General features: G+C 66.8%; 15 protein-coding genes and 1 pseudogene. 8 read left to right on the top strand and 8 right to left on the bottom strand.

Annotated elements, in window-relative coordinates; translation table 11 throughout:
• Positions 1 to 494 precede the first annotated feature (494 nt).
• Positions 495 to 920 carry an acyl-CoA thioesterase gene (locus tag ACY0I8_RS04620; protein WP_461393788.1) on the top strand — a complete coding sequence of 142 codons (426 nt, stop codon included), beginning with the start codon at positions 495 to 497 and terminating at the stop codon, positions 918 to 920.
• A 139-nt stretch (positions 921 to 1,059) separates the two neighbouring features.
• Here the strand turns inward: ACY0I8_RS04620 and ACY0I8_RS04625 are convergent, their stop codons facing one another.
• The 7 genes from ACY0I8_RS04625 to ACY0I8_RS04655 form a co-directional block, all read right to left on the bottom strand.
• Positions 1,060 to 1,527, bottom strand: coding sequence for a hypothetical protein (locus tag ACY0I8_RS04625; RefSeq protein ID WP_461393789.1), 468 nt, complete (start codon positions 1,525 to 1,527; stop codon positions 1,060 to 1,062).
• Positions 1,528 to 1,626: 99 nt separating this feature from the next.
• Complete coding sequence (locus ACY0I8_RS04630) at positions 1,627 to 2,424, bottom strand: HAMP domain-containing protein (protein WP_461393790.1); 798 nt, start codon at positions 2,422 to 2,424, stop codon at positions 1,627 to 1,629.
• A 33-nt stretch (positions 2,425 to 2,457) separates the two neighbouring features.
• Entirely contained in the window at positions 2,458 to 3,114 is a 657-nt protein-coding gene (locus tag ACY0I8_RS04635) for a cytochrome b/b6 domain-containing protein (protein WP_461393791.1), read from the bottom strand.
• A gap of 2 nt (positions 3,115 to 3,116) precedes the next feature.
• Positions 3,117 to 4,187 carry a cytochrome c3 family protein gene (locus tag ACY0I8_RS04640; RefSeq protein ID WP_461393792.1) on the bottom strand — a complete coding sequence of 357 codons (1,071 nt, stop codon included), beginning with the start codon at positions 4,185 to 4,187 and terminating at the stop codon, positions 3,117 to 3,119.
• Between the two features lie 188 nt (positions 4,188 to 4,375).
• Positions 4,376 to 4,633, bottom strand: a complete 258-nt coding sequence (locus tag ACY0I8_RS04645) for a hypothetical protein (protein WP_461393793.1) — start codon at positions 4,631 to 4,633, stop codon at positions 4,376 to 4,378.
• 95 nt (positions 4,634 to 4,728) lie between these two features.
• Positions 4,729 to 5,175, bottom strand: a complete 447-nt coding sequence (locus ACY0I8_RS04650) for a DNA-binding transcriptional response regulator (protein ID WP_459942356.1) — start codon at positions 5,173 to 5,175, stop codon at positions 4,729 to 4,731.
• Between the two features lie 37 nt (positions 5,176 to 5,212).
• Complete coding sequence (locus ACY0I8_RS04655) at positions 5,213 to 5,452, bottom strand: hypothetical protein (RefSeq protein WP_461393794.1); 240 nt, start codon at positions 5,450 to 5,452, stop codon at positions 5,213 to 5,215.
• A gap of 465 nt (positions 5,453 to 5,917) precedes the next feature.
• Between ACY0I8_RS04655 and ACY0I8_RS04660 the strand changes: the two genes are divergently transcribed.
• The 5 genes from ACY0I8_RS04660 (at position 5,918) to prmA (ending at position 11,808) form a co-directional block, all read left to right on the top strand.
• The gene (locus ACY0I8_RS04660; RefSeq protein WP_461393801.1) at positions 5,918 to 7,348 is read left to right on the top strand and encodes a sigma-54-dependent transcriptional regulator; all 1,431 of its coding nucleotides are present in this window, start codon (positions 5,918 to 5,920) and stop codon (positions 7,346 to 7,348) included.
• Entirely contained in the window at positions 7,345 to 8,919 is a 1,575-nt protein-coding gene (locus tag ACY0I8_RS04665) for a sensor histidine kinase (RefSeq protein WP_461393795.1), read from the top strand. Before ACY0I8_RS04660 ends, ACY0I8_RS04665 begins: the two co-directional genes overlap by 4 nt.
• A gap of 290 nt (positions 8,920 to 9,209) precedes the next feature.
• A complete protein-coding gene (locus tag ACY0I8_RS04670; RefSeq protein ID WP_461393796.1) occupies positions 9,210 to 9,740 on the top strand; it encodes a hypothetical protein in 531 nt (176 codons plus the stop codon).
• A 135-nt stretch (positions 9,741 to 9,875) separates the two neighbouring features.
• Positions 9,876 to 10,940: a hypothetical protein gene (locus tag ACY0I8_RS04675; protein WP_461393797.1), complete on the top strand. Its 1,065-nt coding sequence runs from the start codon at positions 9,876 to 9,878 to the stop codon at positions 10,938 to 10,940.
• Positions 10,933 to 11,808, top strand: coding sequence for a 50S ribosomal protein L11 methyltransferase (gene prmA / locus ACY0I8_RS04680; protein WP_461393798.1), 876 nt, complete (start codon positions 10,933 to 10,935; stop codon positions 11,806 to 11,808). Before ACY0I8_RS04675 ends, prmA begins: the two co-directional genes overlap by 8 nt.
• A gap of 82 nt (positions 11,809 to 11,890) precedes the next feature.
• Here the strand turns inward: prmA and ACY0I8_RS04685 are convergent, their stop codons facing one another.
• Complete coding sequence (locus ACY0I8_RS04685; RefSeq protein WP_461393799.1) at positions 11,891 to 13,456, bottom strand: HD-GYP domain-containing protein; 1,566 nt, start codon at positions 13,454 to 13,456, stop codon at positions 11,891 to 11,893.
• 194 nt (positions 13,457 to 13,650) lie between these two features.
• On the opposite strand from ACY0I8_RS04685, the gene ACY0I8_RS04690 reads away from it, so the two are divergent.
• Both ACY0I8_RS04690 and ACY0I8_RS04695 read left to right on the top strand, forming a co-directional pair.
• On the top strand, positions 13,651 to 16,293 hold the full coding sequence (locus tag ACY0I8_RS04690; protein WP_461393800.1) for an efflux RND transporter permease subunit: 2,643 nt from the start codon (positions 13,651 to 13,653) through the stop codon (positions 16,291 to 16,293).
• A gap of 56 nt (positions 16,294 to 16,349) precedes the next feature.
• Positions 16,350 to 16,556, top strand: a pseudogene (locus ACY0I8_RS04695) (outer membrane lipoprotein-sorting protein); the annotation flags it as partial.

Consider the following 16,556-nt stretch of genomic DNA (forward strand, 5'->3'; position numbering starts at 1 on the left):
CTGCGTCCCTCCCTAGGCCTTTGCGGGATTTGACACGGGCGGGAGATGAGGCCCGGTGTGGCAGCGCCGCCCACGCCGCGACGCGGGCTGACCGCCCGCCCTAAGGACCGGTCGCCGTTTGAGCAGGACCTGTGCACACAGCGACGGGCATCGGCGCTGGGATCCCAAAGGATTTTAGCCTTCTATTACTCCGGCGGCTAAATAGCCACGGCCGGGGGCATGGGGCCTGCTGGAGCGCCGGGCGTGGCTCCTACAGTCGCTGCATCCGGCACTCAGCCAACGACTGGGACTCTTCCGGCCAAGCGGACTGACGAAAACGCCCAGAGTTCCCGAATGGTTCCATCCATCCGGCTGAGTGCCGGATGCAGCGTAAGCCGGATGCCGCACTCACGCACGGCCGGAAGCAGGCCCCATGCCCTCGCGATCTCCTTGCGCGCCTGTATTGACGCCGGGTTAATAGCCTCCTAGCGTCCCAGCATCCTAGCGGAGAACCGATGGACGGCTTTCGCTTCACCCTCTCCTACCGCCCCCGGATCCAGGACATCAACTACGGCGGCCACGTGTCGTACGCGGCGGTGCTCTACTACTTCCAGGACGCCCGGATCGCCTACCTGGCGAACCTGGGGCCCTTCTCCGAAATGGACGTGGGCGAGGGGTGCGCCCTCATCATCCCCGAGGCCCACGTGCGGTACCGGGCCGAGATGTTCCTGGGGGACGAACTCGAGATCGGGGTGCGGGTGACCGAACTCCGCCGCTCGGGCCTGCGGATGGAGTACCGGATCGAGCGCTCCGGAACCCTGACGGCCGAGGGCGAAACCCCGCTCGTGATCTTCCACTACCCCACCCGGCAGGTGCGCCGGGTACCCGAGGCGTTGCGGGTGGCCGTGGCCTCGTTCGAGGGACTGGCGATCCCCGCCTAGCGTTCGAAGGTCGCGCACGGCCCTCTGGGGAATCCGGAATCGCCCTGGGCACAAAGACCCACGAACGAGTACGCCGGGCGGGAGGGGCGATTTTGCCCGCGCGAGGGCGCCTCCCACCTGCGAAGGAGTGGGCACCTCGTTAGGGTTTCCCCTCCTGGTTGCCCTCCAGAAGGAAAAGCCAGTGCCGGTAGGCCTCCAACGAGAGAATCACCAACCCTCCCACCAGCAGGGCCCAGTAGTGGTCGCGGAGCGCTCCCGCAGCCCCGTAGAAGAGAAAAAACCCTGCCAGATACCCGAGGTGCTGGAAGCCCGTTCCGGGTCGGTCGGGGCGGGCCATTCGGGTCAGACTCAGTACCATGGCAGAGAAGGCGTACAACACGAACACCGCGTCGATCCACGCCACGGGAGGCGGCGGACCGAGGGTCTCGAGCAACCCGCGCACCCAGTCGGGAACCCCGGGGCATCCGCGCCTCACCCATAGACACAGAGCGACAAAGAGAACCATGGGCCAGAGCCCCCACTCCGGCCTGTCGCTCCCCACCAGCCCGGGAAGCCGGCCCCGAGGGGTTCCCCCTTGCCGCTTTGATCCCCGGCGTCCCTTCGTCATGTCCCGGCGCTCCGTCGGTCACTCCCACCGTTGAACCGATGCCCCGGCGCGGGTGGGGCGGCCCGGCGGGCCGAAGGGCCCGCTGAACCCAGAGCCCCCCTACCCGCCGGGCCGGCCGCCTTGCCCCCCAGACTCCAACAAGCGCAAGGCCTCGGAGAGCACCTCCAACTCCCCGCCCGGAAGGTCCGCTCGACCCCGCAACCGGAGGACGGCCTGCGCTTGCTTCGCCAACCGTCGCACTGGAGCGATCACGGTGAGGAGGAGGAGGGCGGCCACCCCCGCCGCACACAACACGGTGACCATCACGGCAAACCCGATGAGGCGGTGCCTCAGGGTGCCGAGCTGTTCCTGGAGGGCCGCCGTGGAAAGACCAATATCCAGGGTGCCCAACACGTTCTGGTCGGGCGGGTGGCGGTGACACGCCCCATTCCAGCAACCGGGTTCGTTATAGATGGGAACGGTGATGGCCAGCACCGGCTCCCCCTGCCGATTCACATACTCCCGAGCCTGCTCCATCAGGCCGACTCGCTCGAGCGGCACGTCCGAGGCGTGGCACATCGCGCACCCGTCCGAGGACTTGTCCACGATGCCCCCCACCTCGGACGTCCGATTCGAGAACACAATGACCCCCTTCTTGTTGAAGATTTTGAGGTGCTCGACGGTTTGCTCCTCCCCGACGTTCGCCACGATCTTCTGAAGCGACTCCCGGTCGTCCTTGAGCATGGCGTCCTTCGCGGACCTGACGATCAACTGGGCCGTTTCGGTCGCGTGCAAGACGTACCCCTTCATCAGATCCGCCCGGATTCCAGAGTACAGCAACAGGGAGCACACCGCGACCAACCCCCCCACGGCAACCACAATGGGAATCAACGCCCGCAAGGACATCGTGCGTGCCATGAGATCACCTCGCTTTCCCGTTGCCCCGACGGGCTACGCAGCCTCCGTAGCGTCGTGGGCCGGGTGCTCCTCCCAGCCGGTCCACATCGCCTCGATATGGGCAACCGGCGTGTGCCCCATCGTGGCGAGATACACATGGACGAGCACGAAGGCAAAAAACATGCAGGCCAAAAGCCAATGGCACTCCACCAAGAATCGCAACCCACCCACCGAGGTCACCCAGGCCCGCAGGGGGGCCACATTCAGGAGCAGAAGGCCGCTCACAATGACCAGCGGCGTGAGGATGAACATGACCACGAGATAGGCACATTTTTGCAATGGGTTGAACTTGTCGTTGGGCCCGGGGCGGTGGGGGTTGGGGGCAGTCCCCCGGAAGTAATGATAAAAGTAATACGCCGCCTGCCGCGGCAGCCCCCACAGGAGTTCCCGCTTCGTCGGCACGTACAGCCGCACCAACCGGCGGGCGACCACGGCGTAGTAGACGAACCAAATGGTGTAGGACAGCGCCACGACCACCCCGGCGGCGTCGTGGAGTCGGACCACGGCCCGATAGTCACCGAACACGCTAACAATGTCGGGAAACCGGATCTCGGCCCCGGTAACGCACAGCACGAGGATTCCAAAGGCGTTCAGCCAGTGCCACACCCGAACGGGCGCGGGGGTCAGGTACACGCGATGCTTGGAGTTCATGATCAGCCCTCCTCCCTTTTGCGGCGGCCGCGGGTAACGAGACGAAGCGACCCGTGGGCCAGCACGAACGCGCCCCCCGCCGCAACGATAAAAAGGCCCAGCCGGGTGAGAACCGGCGATCGGGTCACCCCGGCCATGTGGAAATCCGGGCTCCCGTAAATCGCCTCGAGGATGGCACCGGGCTCGATCGGCAGCCGAACGAAGCCGCCTCTCTCGGGCAGAACCAGAGCGCTCTTCTGGGCCGCGTCCCGCCCCTTAACGTGGCAGAACGTACAGTCCCACCGATCGTCGAGGATATCGAACCGGTGACTCGCCCGTTCCGGAGTGAGCATGGCCCACAACGCCAACCCGGCCTTCCGGCACCGGCGGTTGAACTCCACGAGTTCAAGGACCGAAACAACACCGTCTCCGTCCCGGTCAACGGCCTGACTCGGCCCGGGGATTCCCGTTACCAACGCGACCTCAGGCGCCTCCACCAGCCGCCTCCATTCCCCGGGTTCCAAGGAAACCCGCCCCCTCCGGACCACATAGAAGCTGATGGTGTAAGCCCGGGACCCGGTGTGGCAGGTGATGCACGGGACTCGCACGAGGTGTAGTTCGGCCTGGGCCAACCAGGGCGAATGGGTGCCGAGCACACCGTCGAGATCGTGACACTCCCGGCAGGCGTCGTTCATCTCCATGGCCAGCGTCCCCGCAAGCGACGTCACCCGGTGCGGGTCGTGGCAATCGGTGCATGCTGCGTGGTCCCGGTGCACGCTTGTCTGGTATTCCCCGTCCGCGTCGGCGTGGCACTCCCCGCACTGCACCCGGCCGGGCCGGATGCCGTCGTCCGGATGGTCTTCCGTGACCCCGTCGTGACACGAAGGACAGCCCACCTCCGCATGCGCAGTCCGTTCAAAGGTTTCCACATTCACGAAAAGGCGGGGATTCCCACCCTCCACGATGGTCCGATCCCCGTGGCAGTCGACACAGTCTTCCGCCTCCCACCCGAGGCCCGCCACGGGCGCCCAGCACAGCGCCAGGGCGAAAACCCACGCAGCCGTGCGCCCCTTCGATGCCAGCCGAGTTGTCATGGCCTTCTCCTTTGCTTTCGCCGAAACGCTCGGCGTTCGAACAACCGCCAAGAAAACGAGTCGCAGATTCGTTCTGGCTTCTCCTCCCACCCCCATAGGGCGTGCCCCAAGGGGCGACGCCGCTTGATCCCGGAACGAGGCAGGCCGGCGGGCGCGAGATCCGTGGTCCCACCGGCCTGTTCTCTTGCTCAACGTCCGACCGTTTCCTCCTCCGTCGCCGGGTGCTTTTCCGTGAGGCCCTGGGCAACGCCCTTGGCCGCACCGATCAGCATGAGGATCGCCGGGATGAGCTGGGCCGCCACGATCACGGCGCATACCCCGAAAAATGCCCAGACCAGAAGACCGCTTCGGTCCTCGCGGACCCCGGGCGTGGCCGCCACCGCCGTTGTCACCCAAGCCACCGGAACAAGAGCCGCTGCCGCCGTCGTTCGGATCGCCCGCCACATGGTCGCCTCCTTCCGTGCGCCCTCGGCGCACCGCTGTTGAAAAACACTTCGCGAAGTCCCTTCCCCACCGACACCAAAGGCCGAAACAAGGCTCTTCAGCCGGACCTCAACAAGACAGGGTCGAGAAGCATACCGACCTGTTCCTCGTTACCCCTTCGCCGGGTCTCCGTGTCCACCGAGGCCAGCGCGCACCGTACCGCCTGCCGGATCTCCGCCCCGTCGTCGGCTTCCAACGGCTTGGCCAGCATGTAGAACACCCGCTCCTGCCGGATGCGCCGCAGCGCGGGTATTCGTGTCTCCTCGGTGGCCACGATGACCCGTAAGGGGCGTTTGCACCGCTCCAAAATTCCCAACAACTCCACGACGCTCATGCCCGCCACCCGGGATCCCACAACCACCACGGGGCCCTCTCCCCTCAGAACCGCCGCAACCGCCTCCGCCGCCGAGTCGGTCGCGAACACCGAACAGCCTTCGGACCGCAACTGGGTCACCAATCGCACCCGGGCTTCCGGGTCGCCGTCCGCCACGATTACGCCTCGCATGTCCCTCTCCTTTCCGCCCCCGGGGAACGGGGGCGATTCACCGCGCGGGACCTGCTTCCTCGCGGGGTTCGGCGATTAACCCGCGGACCATCCCGGCCACCATCAGGACGGCCGGCAGTGCCTGGGTGAGAACGACCAGCCCGCCGAAGGCCAGAAACGCCACGGTCAACCAACTCACCCCGCCTCCCCCTGCCCCGCCCCCCGCCGCGAACGCCACCGCCCACGCGCCTTCCACCACCGTTCCAACCAGCGCCCAAAGCATCCTCTTCGTGTTCATGGCGTCCCTCCTTTTCCCGGCCTTCGCCGGCCTTCGCTTTCCGACCGCGTTCGCCCCCGGAGAGTGCACGGTATGTGCCAACTCGCACAGCATCCGTCCGCCGCGTCCGATATTTCCTTAATTAGCTGTTATGGCTCATTATTTTATCCAACCCCCCCGAATCTTTCGGACGCGGGCGCCTCCAGGGTGTACAGGTTTGGTATACACCGCCCCACCCGGCTCCGATCCGTCCGGTCCGTTTGAGAACCAAGAAAGGTTGGTGTTTCCAACATGTTCGGACGCAACGCCTCGCCCGGACCGCGTGAATACCGAGGTTATCTCTCGGCAATTCATTCACGCAGAATTCACATGAAAACCTTGACACCCCCTTGGACGCGCGCTTTATTGGCTCAAGATTGTGCAACACAGAACAAGCTGCCGGGCTTTCCGTTGCGATTTTTTTGCTTCAAGAGGGGAGGAGGACCCATGGCGTACCGGATCCTTGTCGTCGACGACGAGCCCATTGTTCGGAGAAGCCTTCGCAAAGTGTTCAGGGGGCCGGCGTACGAGGTGGAGGTTGCCGCCTCCGGGGCCGAGGCACTGCAACGCGTGCAGGAGGTCCCCTTCGATGTGGTCCTAACCGACCTAAAGATGCCCGGGATGAGCGGTTTGGAGGTGCTCAAGGCGATCCGCATCCTCCAGCCGCGGGCCCGCGTGATTGTGATCACCGGGTACGCCACGGTGGAGACCGCGGTCGAGGCGATGAAAGAGGGAGCGCTCGATTACCTGGCCAAACCCTTCACCCCGGAATCGATCCGGGAAAAGGTTCGGGCCGCGCTAGAGTCCCCCGAGGCAGAACCCGACACCCCAGCACCCACGCTGCCTCCCGACTCCCTCGGCCACGGCCCGATCCTGGGGCGCAGCGCCGCCATGCTGGAGGTCTATCAGAGGATTGTTCAGGTGGCCGCCGCGGACGCGACCGTTTTGATTACGGGGGAAAGCGGGACGGGCAAAGAGTTGGTGGCCCGGGCGATCCACGAGGCCAGTCCCCGGGCGAAGGGTCCCTTTGTGGCGGTGGATTGCACCGCCCTCGTGGAGACCCTCCTCGAAAGCGAACTGTTCGGACACGTAAAGGGCTCGTTTACCGGCGCGATCCGCACCAAGGTGGGGCTCCTTAAGGTAGCCGACGGCGGCACGTTGTTTCTGGACGAGGTGTCGAACATCAGCCTCACGGTCCAGGCAAAACTCCTCCGAGCCCTTCAGGAACGCAAGATCATCCCCATCGGCGCCACCGCCCCCGTCCCCTTCGACGTCCGACTCGTGGCCGCGACAAACCAGGACCTCAAACAACTGGTCCAGCAGGGGAAGTTCCGCGAGGACCTCTATTTTCGTCTGAACGTGATCCCCATCCGTTTGCCGCCCCTGCGCGAGCGGGAAGGAGACGTGGAACTGCTCGCCCAGATCTTCGCGGAGCGCTACGCGGCGGAGCTGGGGAAAGAAATCCAAGGGTTCTATCCGGACGCCCTTGCCGCCCTAACTGCCTACTCGTTTCCGGGTAACGTTCGGGAACTCGAAAACCTGGTGGAGCGGGCGGTCGTGCTGTGCCCGGGAGATCGGATCCGCCGGGAAGACCTGGAATTGAACGAACCGAAAAGTGCCCCTTCGGGCGACATCGGCCCGCCCCAGTCGGTGGAAGAGTTGAAGGAGGCGAAGCGAAGGGCGAGGGAACGCGCCGTGGAGGAGGTGGAGCGCGCCTTCGTTCTCGAAGCCCTGAAGCGGAACAACTGGAACGTCAGTCAAGCTGCACGGGAAACCGGGATCCTCCGACCCAACTTCCACGCCATGATGCGGAAGTTGGGGATTTCCCTTCGAGACGCCCGCGCATCGGACGCGGCCTCGCCGGAAGCGACCCGATGACTCTGACCTCCAAGCTGACGATTGGTATCAGCGCGGCAATCGTTGTCACGACCATACCGTTCTATTACCTCAAGGTCCGGTCCATTCGGCAACTGCTCATGGAAGAAGCCGTTGCAGCCGCAGACAACGTTAGCGAAACCATCGTTCGCACAACTCATTATGATATGTTGCAAGACAACAGGGAACGCGTATACCGGTTGATCCAAGAGGCTGGAAACCACAAAGAAATCCGCACGATCCGGTTGATCGACAAAGAGGGGCGCATCATCTTTTCCACCATGGCAGACGAAATCGGCTCGTACCTGGATAAATCTGCGGCCGCTTGCGACGTGTGTCACTCGTCCGAAATTCCGCTCGCCGATGCCCCCCCCATGAACCGAAGTCGGGTCTTCCAGGGGCCTGACGGCATCGAAGTGATGGGCATCACAAAGGCAATTTACAACAACCCGCAGTGCTCCTCGGCCGACTGTCACGTACATCCCGACGGGCAAAGGGTTTTGGGCGTCTTAGACACGGTGGTCTCATTGGACAGGGTACTGGCGCAGACAGCGGCCTACACACAGCGCCTTATCTTAACGAGCCTTGTCATGCTTTTTGCGCTCGCGGGTTCCCTCACCTTGCTCGTCCAGCGACTCGTAAGCCGCAGGGTCAGCGAGATCCTCGAACACACTCGCCGGGTCGCCAACCTCGATTTCCATCACAAAATACCAGCCGGCGCCAAGGACGAAATCGGAGATCTGGCCCGCGCGTTCAACGACATGACCGAGAAACTCAGGGTCGCAAGAGAACAGATCGAATCCTGGACGCAAGAACTGGAACGACGGGTGAAGGAACGCACGGCGGAGATTCGAAACATGCAATCCCAACTGGTGCGGGCCGAGAAACTCGCCGCGCTGGGGGAGCTCGTCGCCGGAATCGCGCACGAGATCAACAATCCCCTGACGGGGATCTTGGTTATGACCTCCCTCCTCCGGGATGAACTTCGGGACAACGACCATGTGGATCCTGGGATCCGGGAGGACCTAGAGCAGATCCTGGGCGAAACCCACCGGTGCGCGCGAATCGTCAAGGGATTGCTGGACTTCTCCAGGGAGAGCGTGCCCGAGAAGCGCCCCTGCGCCCTGCCTAAACTTCTCGACCAGACATTGCGGCTTTTTGAAGGACAGGCCATTTTTCACAACGTGCGGGTCCGACGAGCGTACGCACCGGACCTCCCGGAGGTGATGGTAGACGCAAATCAGTTGCAGCAGGTGTTTTTCAATCTGATCTTGAACGCGGCCCAGGCGATGGAGGGCGTTGGGGACCTTTTCGTGGAGGCTCTGCGAGCAAACGATTTCGTGGAGGTAGCCATACACGACACCGGTGTGGGAATCCCGGAGGAAAACCTGCCGAGGATTTTTGACCCCTTCTTCACCACAAAAGAGTCCGGAGGCACCGGGCTGGGGCTTTCGGTTTCCTACGGGATCGTCCGAAACCACGGCGGTACCATTGATGTGGAGAGCGCCGTGGGGCAGGGAACCACCTTCCGCGTGCGACTCCCCCTGCCGCCGGTCGAACAGCAAGCCGCCTGATTCCCTGGAACCCGGGCGCGGGGAGGCGATCACACCGGCCGGGGGATTTGCTTCTGCCCCGCGCGATCGCAATTTTGAGAGGGATTGCCCGCGGCGGGTGGGGGGGCTGGTTCCGGCCGGGCGTGAGTGCGGCACCCGGCTGTCCACCAGCCCCCCACCCGCCGATTTCCGTAGCAACGACGGGGATCTGACAATGCTTCCGTTGGTGTTAGTATCTGACCGTTGGAGAAACGAGGTCCGCCGCTCCAGCATGCCCCATTCCCTGGGCGGGCCCGTTTGACGGCCGAAATATGGCTGACCGTTCGTCGATCGACTCTCGATCGTCCCACGGGGAATCTCCCCCCACCGCCGGGAGAACGAAGGGGGGAGTCCCCCTTTCCTGGCTCCTCGCCGTGGATCTGGGGCTCACCACGGGCCTCGCCCTGTTCACGGCCGACGGCCGGCTGCTCTGGGCCCGCACCCGGCACCTGCCCGACCGTACCCGGCTCCGTCGGGCCGTGCGGGGCTGGCTCGCCGAGTTGCCCGATCTCGCCTGGGTGGTCCTGGAGGGCGGGGGGCCCCTCCGGGACCTCTGGGAAACCGAGGCCCGCCGCCGGGGGCTCGGGGTGCTCGTGACCCAGGCCGACCAGTGGCGGGCCGAGATGCTCTTGCCCCGCCAGCGCCGCTCCGGCGCCGAGGCCAAGCGCCACGCCCTGGCCGCGGCCCAACGCTTCGCCCGGGAGGCCGGCGCGGCACCGCCCACGCCCCTCAAACCCGACGCCGCCGAGGCCGTGCTCCTGGGCCGGTGGGCCTGGGAGCGGTTGCGCGCCCCCGGGCTGTGACGCTGCGCGATATCCCCCACCCCGTCTCCATCCCCTCCCCCGGGGCAGCGCGCGGTTCCCCGCCTTCCGGAAGGGACGCCCGTGGCACACGCCTTGCTTCCCCAGGGCCCCGTGCCGCTTGCACGGAGGCGTCCCATGCGCGTGATCCTGACCGCCCTAGTGGTGCTCCTAGCCGCCACCCCGCCCGCTCGGGCCCTCACCGAGAACGTGACCCTGCGGCCCGGCGACCCCATGCCGGAACTGCGGTTCGAGGCGCTCCTCGAGCCCGGCGACTACGAGGCGCTCGGGCTCGACCGGCGCGCCGGCCCCGTCGCGATCGGGGACATCGGCGGGGAACTCCTCGTGATCGAGTTCTTCAACAAGAGCTGCGTGCCCTGCCAGACCCAGGTCCGGCACGTCGAGAGGTTTTACCGCGCCCTACGGGACCAGGGCCTCTGGGGCCGGGTGCGGCTCTTGGCCGTGGGCGCCGGGAATCAACTGCGGTACCTGCCCCGGTTCCGGAAGAAACGCGGGCTCACGTTTCCCATCTCGGCCGATCCCCGGTTCGACGAGTGGTCGAAGCTCGGCCGCCCGGGCCGCACCCCGTTCACCGTGTTCTGCGTCCGCCGCAACGGCAACTGGGCGTTCGGCGACTCCCATTTCGGGATCCACGACGCCCAATGGCTCCTGGCCGAGGCCCGGAGCTTCCTCGACGGCACCCACCCGGACCTCCCGCCGGAGCCCGTGCCCAACCCCACCCCGCCCCTGGCCGCGTTTCAGGACCCCGAGGAACTTCGAAGCCTGGCCGCCGCGTTCCTGAGCCGGGTGGCCGGAACCGACGTGGCGGCAGAGCCGGTGGAAGGCGCGGACTTGCCCCTCTTTCGGGCCGTGGGCCCCCGGGGCCCCCTGGATCTTTACGCCCTGGCCCGGAGCCGCGAGGCCGTGTGCGCCATCTGCCACGGGGTGGACTTTTTCTTCGCCTTCACCCGGAACGGCACGATCCGGGGGGTGGACCCGGTGCGGGTGTACAAGTATGGTAACGCGCCCTGGACCGAGGCCGACCGCCGGGCGATCGAGGCCCGGCTCGTGGGCCGGTCCATGCGGGATCTCACCTTCGACGAGGCGGTGGACGCCGTGACCCAGGCCACCATCAGCTCGACCCTCATCTTCGACGCCATCCGCCGGGCGGCCGAGGTCCTGGACCGCCTCCCGGATGCCTGACCGCCCCGAAATGACCGCGACGGACCCCTGGCTGCGGCTGACCGTGTCGGCCCCCGCCGAGGTGCGGGAGGCCCTCGGCGCCCTCCTCGTGGACTGGGGTGCCCCCGGGACCGCGGAGGAGGGCGAGGCCCTCGTCGCCTGGTTCCCCGCCGGGGAGCGCGGACGGGTGCAGGCGCGGATCGAGCGCTACGCCCTGGATCTGGGGGCGCCGGTGGGCTGGCGGTGGGACGACGAGCCCGAGGAGGGGTGGCGGGACCGCTGGAAGGCCTTTTACAAGCCCAGCCGGGTTTCGGCCCGGCTGGGGGTGTGCCCTTCGTGGGAAACCTGGCCGCCGGAACTCGGGGCGGTGCGGGTGATCCGGCTCGACCCGGGCCGGGCCTTCGGCACCGGCACCCACGAGACGACCCGGCTGTGCCTTCGGCTCCTGGACGAGGAACTGGCGGCGAGGCCCGGGGCCGACCTGCTGGACGTGGGCTGCGGGTCGGGGATCCTCTCGATCGGGGCCCTGTTGCTGGGGGCGCGCCGCGCCGTGGCCCTGGACATCGACCCCCTGGCCGCCGAGGCGACCCGGGAGAACGCCCGGGCGAACGCCGTGGTGGAACGGCTGCGGGTGGTGTGCGGGGATCTTCGGAGCCTCCGGGGCGCCTATCCGCTCGTGGTGGCCAACATCCTCTACCAGGTGCTCCTGGGCCTCGCCCCGGAACTCGGCCGCCGGGTGGCCCCAGGGGGGGGCACCCTGATCCTGTCGGGCCTCCTCACCACCGAGACCGCTTCGGCAGCGCGGGTGTACGGCGCACAGGGGCTCGAACCCGTCCGGCAGGAAACCGAGGGGGAGTGGGCCGCCCTAGTGCTCCGGCGACCCGGCTGAGCCCGCCCGGAGCCCCTTTTATACCCGATTGCCGTTTCCTGATTCGGCCTGGGATGGGTGTCTGTTTGAACGCAACTTGGTATTATCCCGTCGCTGCCTCGGCAGGGGGCGCGGCGGGCTCCAGGTCGGGCCACGAGGGGGCGTGGTCAAGGAACACCCGGGCCACCTCGGGGTCGAACTGGATCCCCGAGCAGCGCTCGATCTCCTCATAGGCCACCTCGTTGGGGAGCCCCTTGCGGTAGGGCCGGTCGGAGGTCATGGCGTCGAAGGTGTCGGCCACGGCCAGGATTCGGGCCCCCAGGGGGATCCCCTCGCCCGCCAGGCCGTCGGGGTAGCCCCGGCCGTCCACGCGTTCGTGGTGGTGCCGGATGATGGACAGCGTCTCCCCCATGGCCCGGATCTCCCGGACGATCTCCGTGCCCACCAGCGGGTGACGCTGGATCAGCCGGAACTCGTCTTCGTCGAGCCGGGCGGGCTTGTTCAGGACGGCGCTCGGCACCCCGATCTTCCCCACGTCGTGGAGCACCGCGGCCCGTACCACCACGTCCACCTCGTCGGGCGCGAGGCCCAGGGCCTTCGCGATCAGCCGGGTATAGTGGGTCACCCGGTCGGAGTGGCCCCGGGTGTAGGGATCCTTGGCCTCGATGGCCCCGGCGAGCGCCCGGATCGACTCGGTCACCGTGCGCCGCAGCCCGTCCAGGAGTTGGGCCTTCTCCACCGCCACGGCCACCTGGCGCCCCAGGGTCACCACGAGCCGCTCGTCGTGGGGGCCGAACCGGCGCACCGGGTCGTCACCCCCGAAGTTCAGGACCCCCAGGGGCACCCCGTCGGCGAAGAGCGGCACGCTCAGAAACGAGCGGGGGCGGTACCGCACACCGTCCGCCGCGTCGTGGAACCGGTCGTTGTCCCGGATGTCCTCGACCAGGATGGGCTTTCCCTCGGCCAGGGCGTGGCGGGCCACCCGGCTTTCCGCCAGCGGCACCTCGATGCCCCGGATCTTCTGGCGGCTCGGCCCCACGGCCTCGACCACCCGCAGCCGGTCGTCCCCCTCGAGGAGCAGCAGCGACCCGGTGGTGGCTCCCAAAAACCGGCTCATCTCCCCGAGGGCCACGTGGAGGGCCTCCTCGAGGCTCTCGGAGCCGTGGAGCTTCTCCACGATGCCGTAGAGCACCTGGAGCCGCTGCTCGTGGCTCCGGCGCCGGGCCCGGTCGCGGCGGGCCTCGGTTTCCAGGAGGGCCACCCGCCTGCGGTCGGCCTCCTCCTGGACCCACCGGGCCGCCAGGTGCTCGGCCAGGGAGCGCCGGAGCGCCGGCGGGGCGGGAAGCGGAAGCGTCAGGCAGTGGTCGGGCCGGGCCCAGGCCCCCAGGTCGTCGAGGCCCGGGAGGTCCTCGGCCGGCCCCTCGAGCACCAGGAAGAGGTCCGGCGCGGCGCGGAACAGGTCGGCCACCTCCTCCCGGCCCCACCGGCCCAGGCCCCAGGCCGCGAAGCACACGGCGTAGGGGTCGTCGGCCGCCCGGGCCGCCTCGACCCGCTCGATCACAAGCAGGGGGTCCGGTTCCACCTCCACCCGGTACGCCCCCCCCGGGAACCCACCGGGCCCCGCCTCCGCCGTCGACCACAGGATCTTCGCCACGCGTCCCGCCTCCATGCGCCGTCCTCCCCCTCCCCCGCTCCTCGCCGATCTCGTCTCGGTTCGGCACGGGCCCCCGGGAACTTTAGGCCCGGTTGCAATTCCCGGAATCCGACGTATGTTTCCCGCCCTGTATCCTTTCGGCCGGGCCTGCATCCAACCGGGCGCACAACCCGAACCGGCACATCGACTTCGTTGGAGGAGGAGCTTCCATGGGCCGCAAGATCACCCAGTTCGCCGTGAACCACCCGAAATGGGTCGTGTTCCTCTCGGTGCTCGTGACCGCCACCGCCCTGGTGCGGGTCCACACGATCCGCGTGGACACCGACCCCGAGAACATGCTGAGCGAGCAGGAATGGGTCCGGGTGTTCCACAACCAGGTGAAGCGCGAGTTCGCCCTGTCGGACATGATCGTGCTGGGGGTGGTGAACGAGGAGGATCCCGACGGGGTGTTCAACCCCGAAACCCTGGGCAAGGTCTACCGGATCACCGAGGGGATCAAGCGGATCGACGGGGTGGTCACCTCCGACCTCATGGCCCCGAGCACGGTGGACGACATCCTGCAGGCCGGGTTGGGGTCGGTGCGGTTCAAATACCTCATGGAGCGGCCCCCGAAGGACCGGGACGAGGCGCTCCACATCCGGGACCGGGCCATGGCGAACCCGCTCCTCTACGGCACCCTGGTGAGCGAGGACGGCAAGGCGCTCGCGATCTACGTGCCGATCGAGAAGAAGAGCATCGCCCACCGGGTGAGCGAGGAGATCCAAGAGCTCATCGCGGCCGAACCCCCCGGTGCTGAGGAGTATCATTTCACGGGCCTGCCGGTGGCCGAGGACACCTTCGGGGTGGAGATGTTCAAGCAGATGGCCATCTCCGCGCCGCTCGCCGGCCTGATCGTGTTTCTCCTGATGCTCTTCTTCTTCCGGAAGCTCGTGCTCGTGGTCTCGCCCATGGTGGTCGCCATGCTGACGGTGATCTTCACCATGGGGGCGCTGATCAGCACCGGACACACCGTGCACATCATGAGCTCCATGATCCCGATCTTCCTCATGCCGATCTCGGTCGTGGACTCGGTGCACATCCTCTCGGTGTTTTTCGACCGGTACCAACTCTACAAGGACCGCAAGCAAACCCTTTACGTGGTGATGGACGAACTCTTCATGCCCATGCTCTACACGAGCCTCACCACCGCGGCCGGGTTCGCGAGCCTCGCGCTCACGCCGATCCCGCCGGTGCAGGTGTTCGGGCTGTTCGTGGCCCTCGGGGTGGGCATGGCGTGGCTGTTCACCGTGACGGTGGTCCCCGCCTACATCCTCCTCTTCATCCCGGAGCGCAAGCTCGAGAACTTCGGGGCCACGGCCCACGGGGAGGAGGACGAGGGGCACTCGCCGCTGGCTCGATTGCTGGTGTGGGGCGGCCGGATCACCCGGCAACGGGCGAAGCTGTGGCTCGGCCTCACCGGCGTGATCCTCGCCATCTCGGCCTACGGGATCAGTCGGATCCAGATCAACGACAACCCGGTCAAATGGTTTACGAAAAGCCATCCCATCCGGGTGGCCGATGAGGTGTTGAACCGCCACTTCGGCGGCACCTACGAGGCCTACCTGGTGCTCGAGGCGCCGGGCACGGCCGAGAGCCTCAAGGCCTCCCTGGCGCCGGTGTACCGGTTCCTGGCCGAGGAAACCGAGGCGGCCGAGAGCGAGGCCGTCCGGGAGACCGTGATGAAGCTCCGCCGGAAACTCGCGGAACTGGAGGCCGAGGAGGCCAAGGCCGAGCGGCCGAGCCCCGTGCGGGTGGTGGAAGCCCTGGCCGATGAACTCAACCGGCTCTACGACCAAGTTCCGGAAGGCCAGGTGGAGGTGCTGGACGCCCTGGACGTGCTCGCCGAAGGGCTCGAGGACCAGCGCACCGCCCTTCACACGTTCAAGAACCCCGAGGTGCTCCGGTGGATCGAGGCCTTCCAGAAGCACCTCGCCACGCACCACATCGTGGGCAAGACGAACGGGCTCACCGACATCGTGAAGAAGGTCCACATGGAGCTGTTCGAGGGCAAACCCGAGGCGCTCCGGATTCCCGACACGCCGGCCGCCGTAGCCCAGACGATCCTCTCGTACCAGGGGAGCCACGACCCGGAGGACATCTGGCACTTTGTGACCCCCGACTTCCGGAAGACGAACCTCTGGTTCCAGCTCAAGAGCGGGGACAACAAGGACATGGAGGCCGTGGTCCGGGAGGTGGAGCGGTACTTCGAGAAGAATCCGCCGCCCGTGGCACTCCAGCACGCCTGGGCCGGGCTCACGTATCTCAACGTGGTGTGGCAGGACAAGATGGTGAAGGGCATGCTCTCGAGCCTCCTGGGGAGCTTCGCCATCGTGTTCGTGATGATGGCGTTCCTGTTCCGGTCGGTGCTGTGGGGGCTCCTGTCGATGATCCCGCTCTCGGTCACGATCGCATTCATCTACGGGCTCATCGGGCTCGTGGGCAAGGACTACGACATGCCGGTGGCCGTGCTCTCGAGCCTCACCCTGGGCATGAGCGTGGACTTCGCCATCCACTACATCGAGCGGGCCCGGGAACTCTTCCGCGAGACCGGCTCCTGGGCCGAGACGGCGACCCTCATGTCCATGGCCCCGACCCGGGCCATCACCCGAAACGCCATCGTGATCGCCGTGGGGTTCCTGCCGCTCCTTCTCGCGCCTCTGGTGCCCTACAAGACCGTGGGCTTCTTCCTGGCCACCATCATGGCCGTGTCGGGCGTGGCCACCCTCGTGATCCTGCCCGCCATGATCCAGGTGCTCCGGGGCCCCCTGTTCCGAAAGGAGCGCCGGGAGCTCGGGCAGAAGGCCGCGGCCTGAGAACGACCGAAGACCGTTGACCGTTGACCGACGACCGAACTGACAGGAGGTTCGCCATGAAGCGCGTTTGGATCGCAGCCGCACTGACCCTTTTCGTTGCCCCCCTTGCCGGGGCCCTCACCGTGGACGAGATCGTGCACAAGGCCAACCTGGCCAGCTACTACGCCGGGGACGACGGCATGGCCCGGGCCGAGATGGTGATCTACGACAAGGAGGGCCGCACCCGGGAGCGGGAGTTCACGATCCTCCGGAAGGACAAGGAG

This window comes from Deferrisoma sp. (assembly GCF_054681715.1).

Coding starts and splice junctions, on each gene's coding strand:
- ACY0I8_RS04620 (WP_461393788.1), top strand. CDS start 495: ATGGACGGCTTTCGCTTCACCCTCTCCTACCGCCCCCGGATCCAGGAC.
- ACY0I8_RS04625 (WP_461393789.1), bottom strand. CDS start 1,527: ATGACGAAGGGACGCCGGGGATCAAAGCGGCAAGGGGGAACCCCTCGG.
- ACY0I8_RS04630 (WP_461393790.1), bottom strand. CDS start 2,424: ATGGCACGCACGATGTCCTTGCGGGCGTTGATTCCCATTGTGGTTGCC.
- ACY0I8_RS04635 (WP_461393791.1), bottom strand. CDS start 3,114: ATGAACTCCAAGCATCGCGTGTACCTGACCCCCGCGCCCGTTCGGGTG.
- ACY0I8_RS04640 (WP_461393792.1), bottom strand. CDS start 4,187: ATGACAACTCGGCTGGCATCGAAGGGGCGCACGGCTGCGTGGGTTTTC.
- ACY0I8_RS04645 (WP_461393793.1), bottom strand. CDS start 4,633: ATGTGGCGGGCGATCCGAACGACGGCGGCAGCGGCTCTTGTTCCGGTG.
- ACY0I8_RS04650 (WP_459942356.1), bottom strand. CDS start 5,175: ATGCGAGGCGTAATCGTGGCGGACGGCGACCCGGAAGCCCGGGTGCGA.
- ACY0I8_RS04655 (WP_461393794.1), bottom strand. CDS start 5,452: ATGAACACGAAGAGGATGCTTTGGGCGCTGGTTGGAACGGTGGTGGAA.
- ACY0I8_RS04660 (WP_461393801.1), top strand. CDS start 5,918: ATGGCGTACCGGATCCTTGTCGTCGACGACGAGCCCATTGTTCGGAGA.
- ACY0I8_RS04665 (WP_461393795.1), top strand. CDS start 7,345: ATGACTCTGACCTCCAAGCTGACGATTGGTATCAGCGCGGCAATCGTT.
- ACY0I8_RS04670 (WP_461393796.1), top strand. CDS start 9,210: ATGGCTGACCGTTCGTCGATCGACTCTCGATCGTCCCACGGGGAATCT.
- ACY0I8_RS04675 (WP_461393797.1), top strand. CDS start 9,876: ATGCGCGTGATCCTGACCGCCCTAGTGGTGCTCCTAGCCGCCACCCCG.
- prmA (WP_461393798.1), top strand. CDS start 10,933: ATGCCTGACCGCCCCGAAATGACCGCGACGGACCCCTGGCTGCGGCTG.
- ACY0I8_RS04685 (WP_461393799.1), bottom strand. CDS start 13,456: ATGGAGGCGGGACGCGTGGCGAAGATCCTGTGGTCGACGGCGGAGGCG.
- ACY0I8_RS04690 (WP_461393800.1), top strand. CDS start 13,651: ATGGGCCGCAAGATCACCCAGTTCGCCGTGAACCACCCGAAATGGGTC.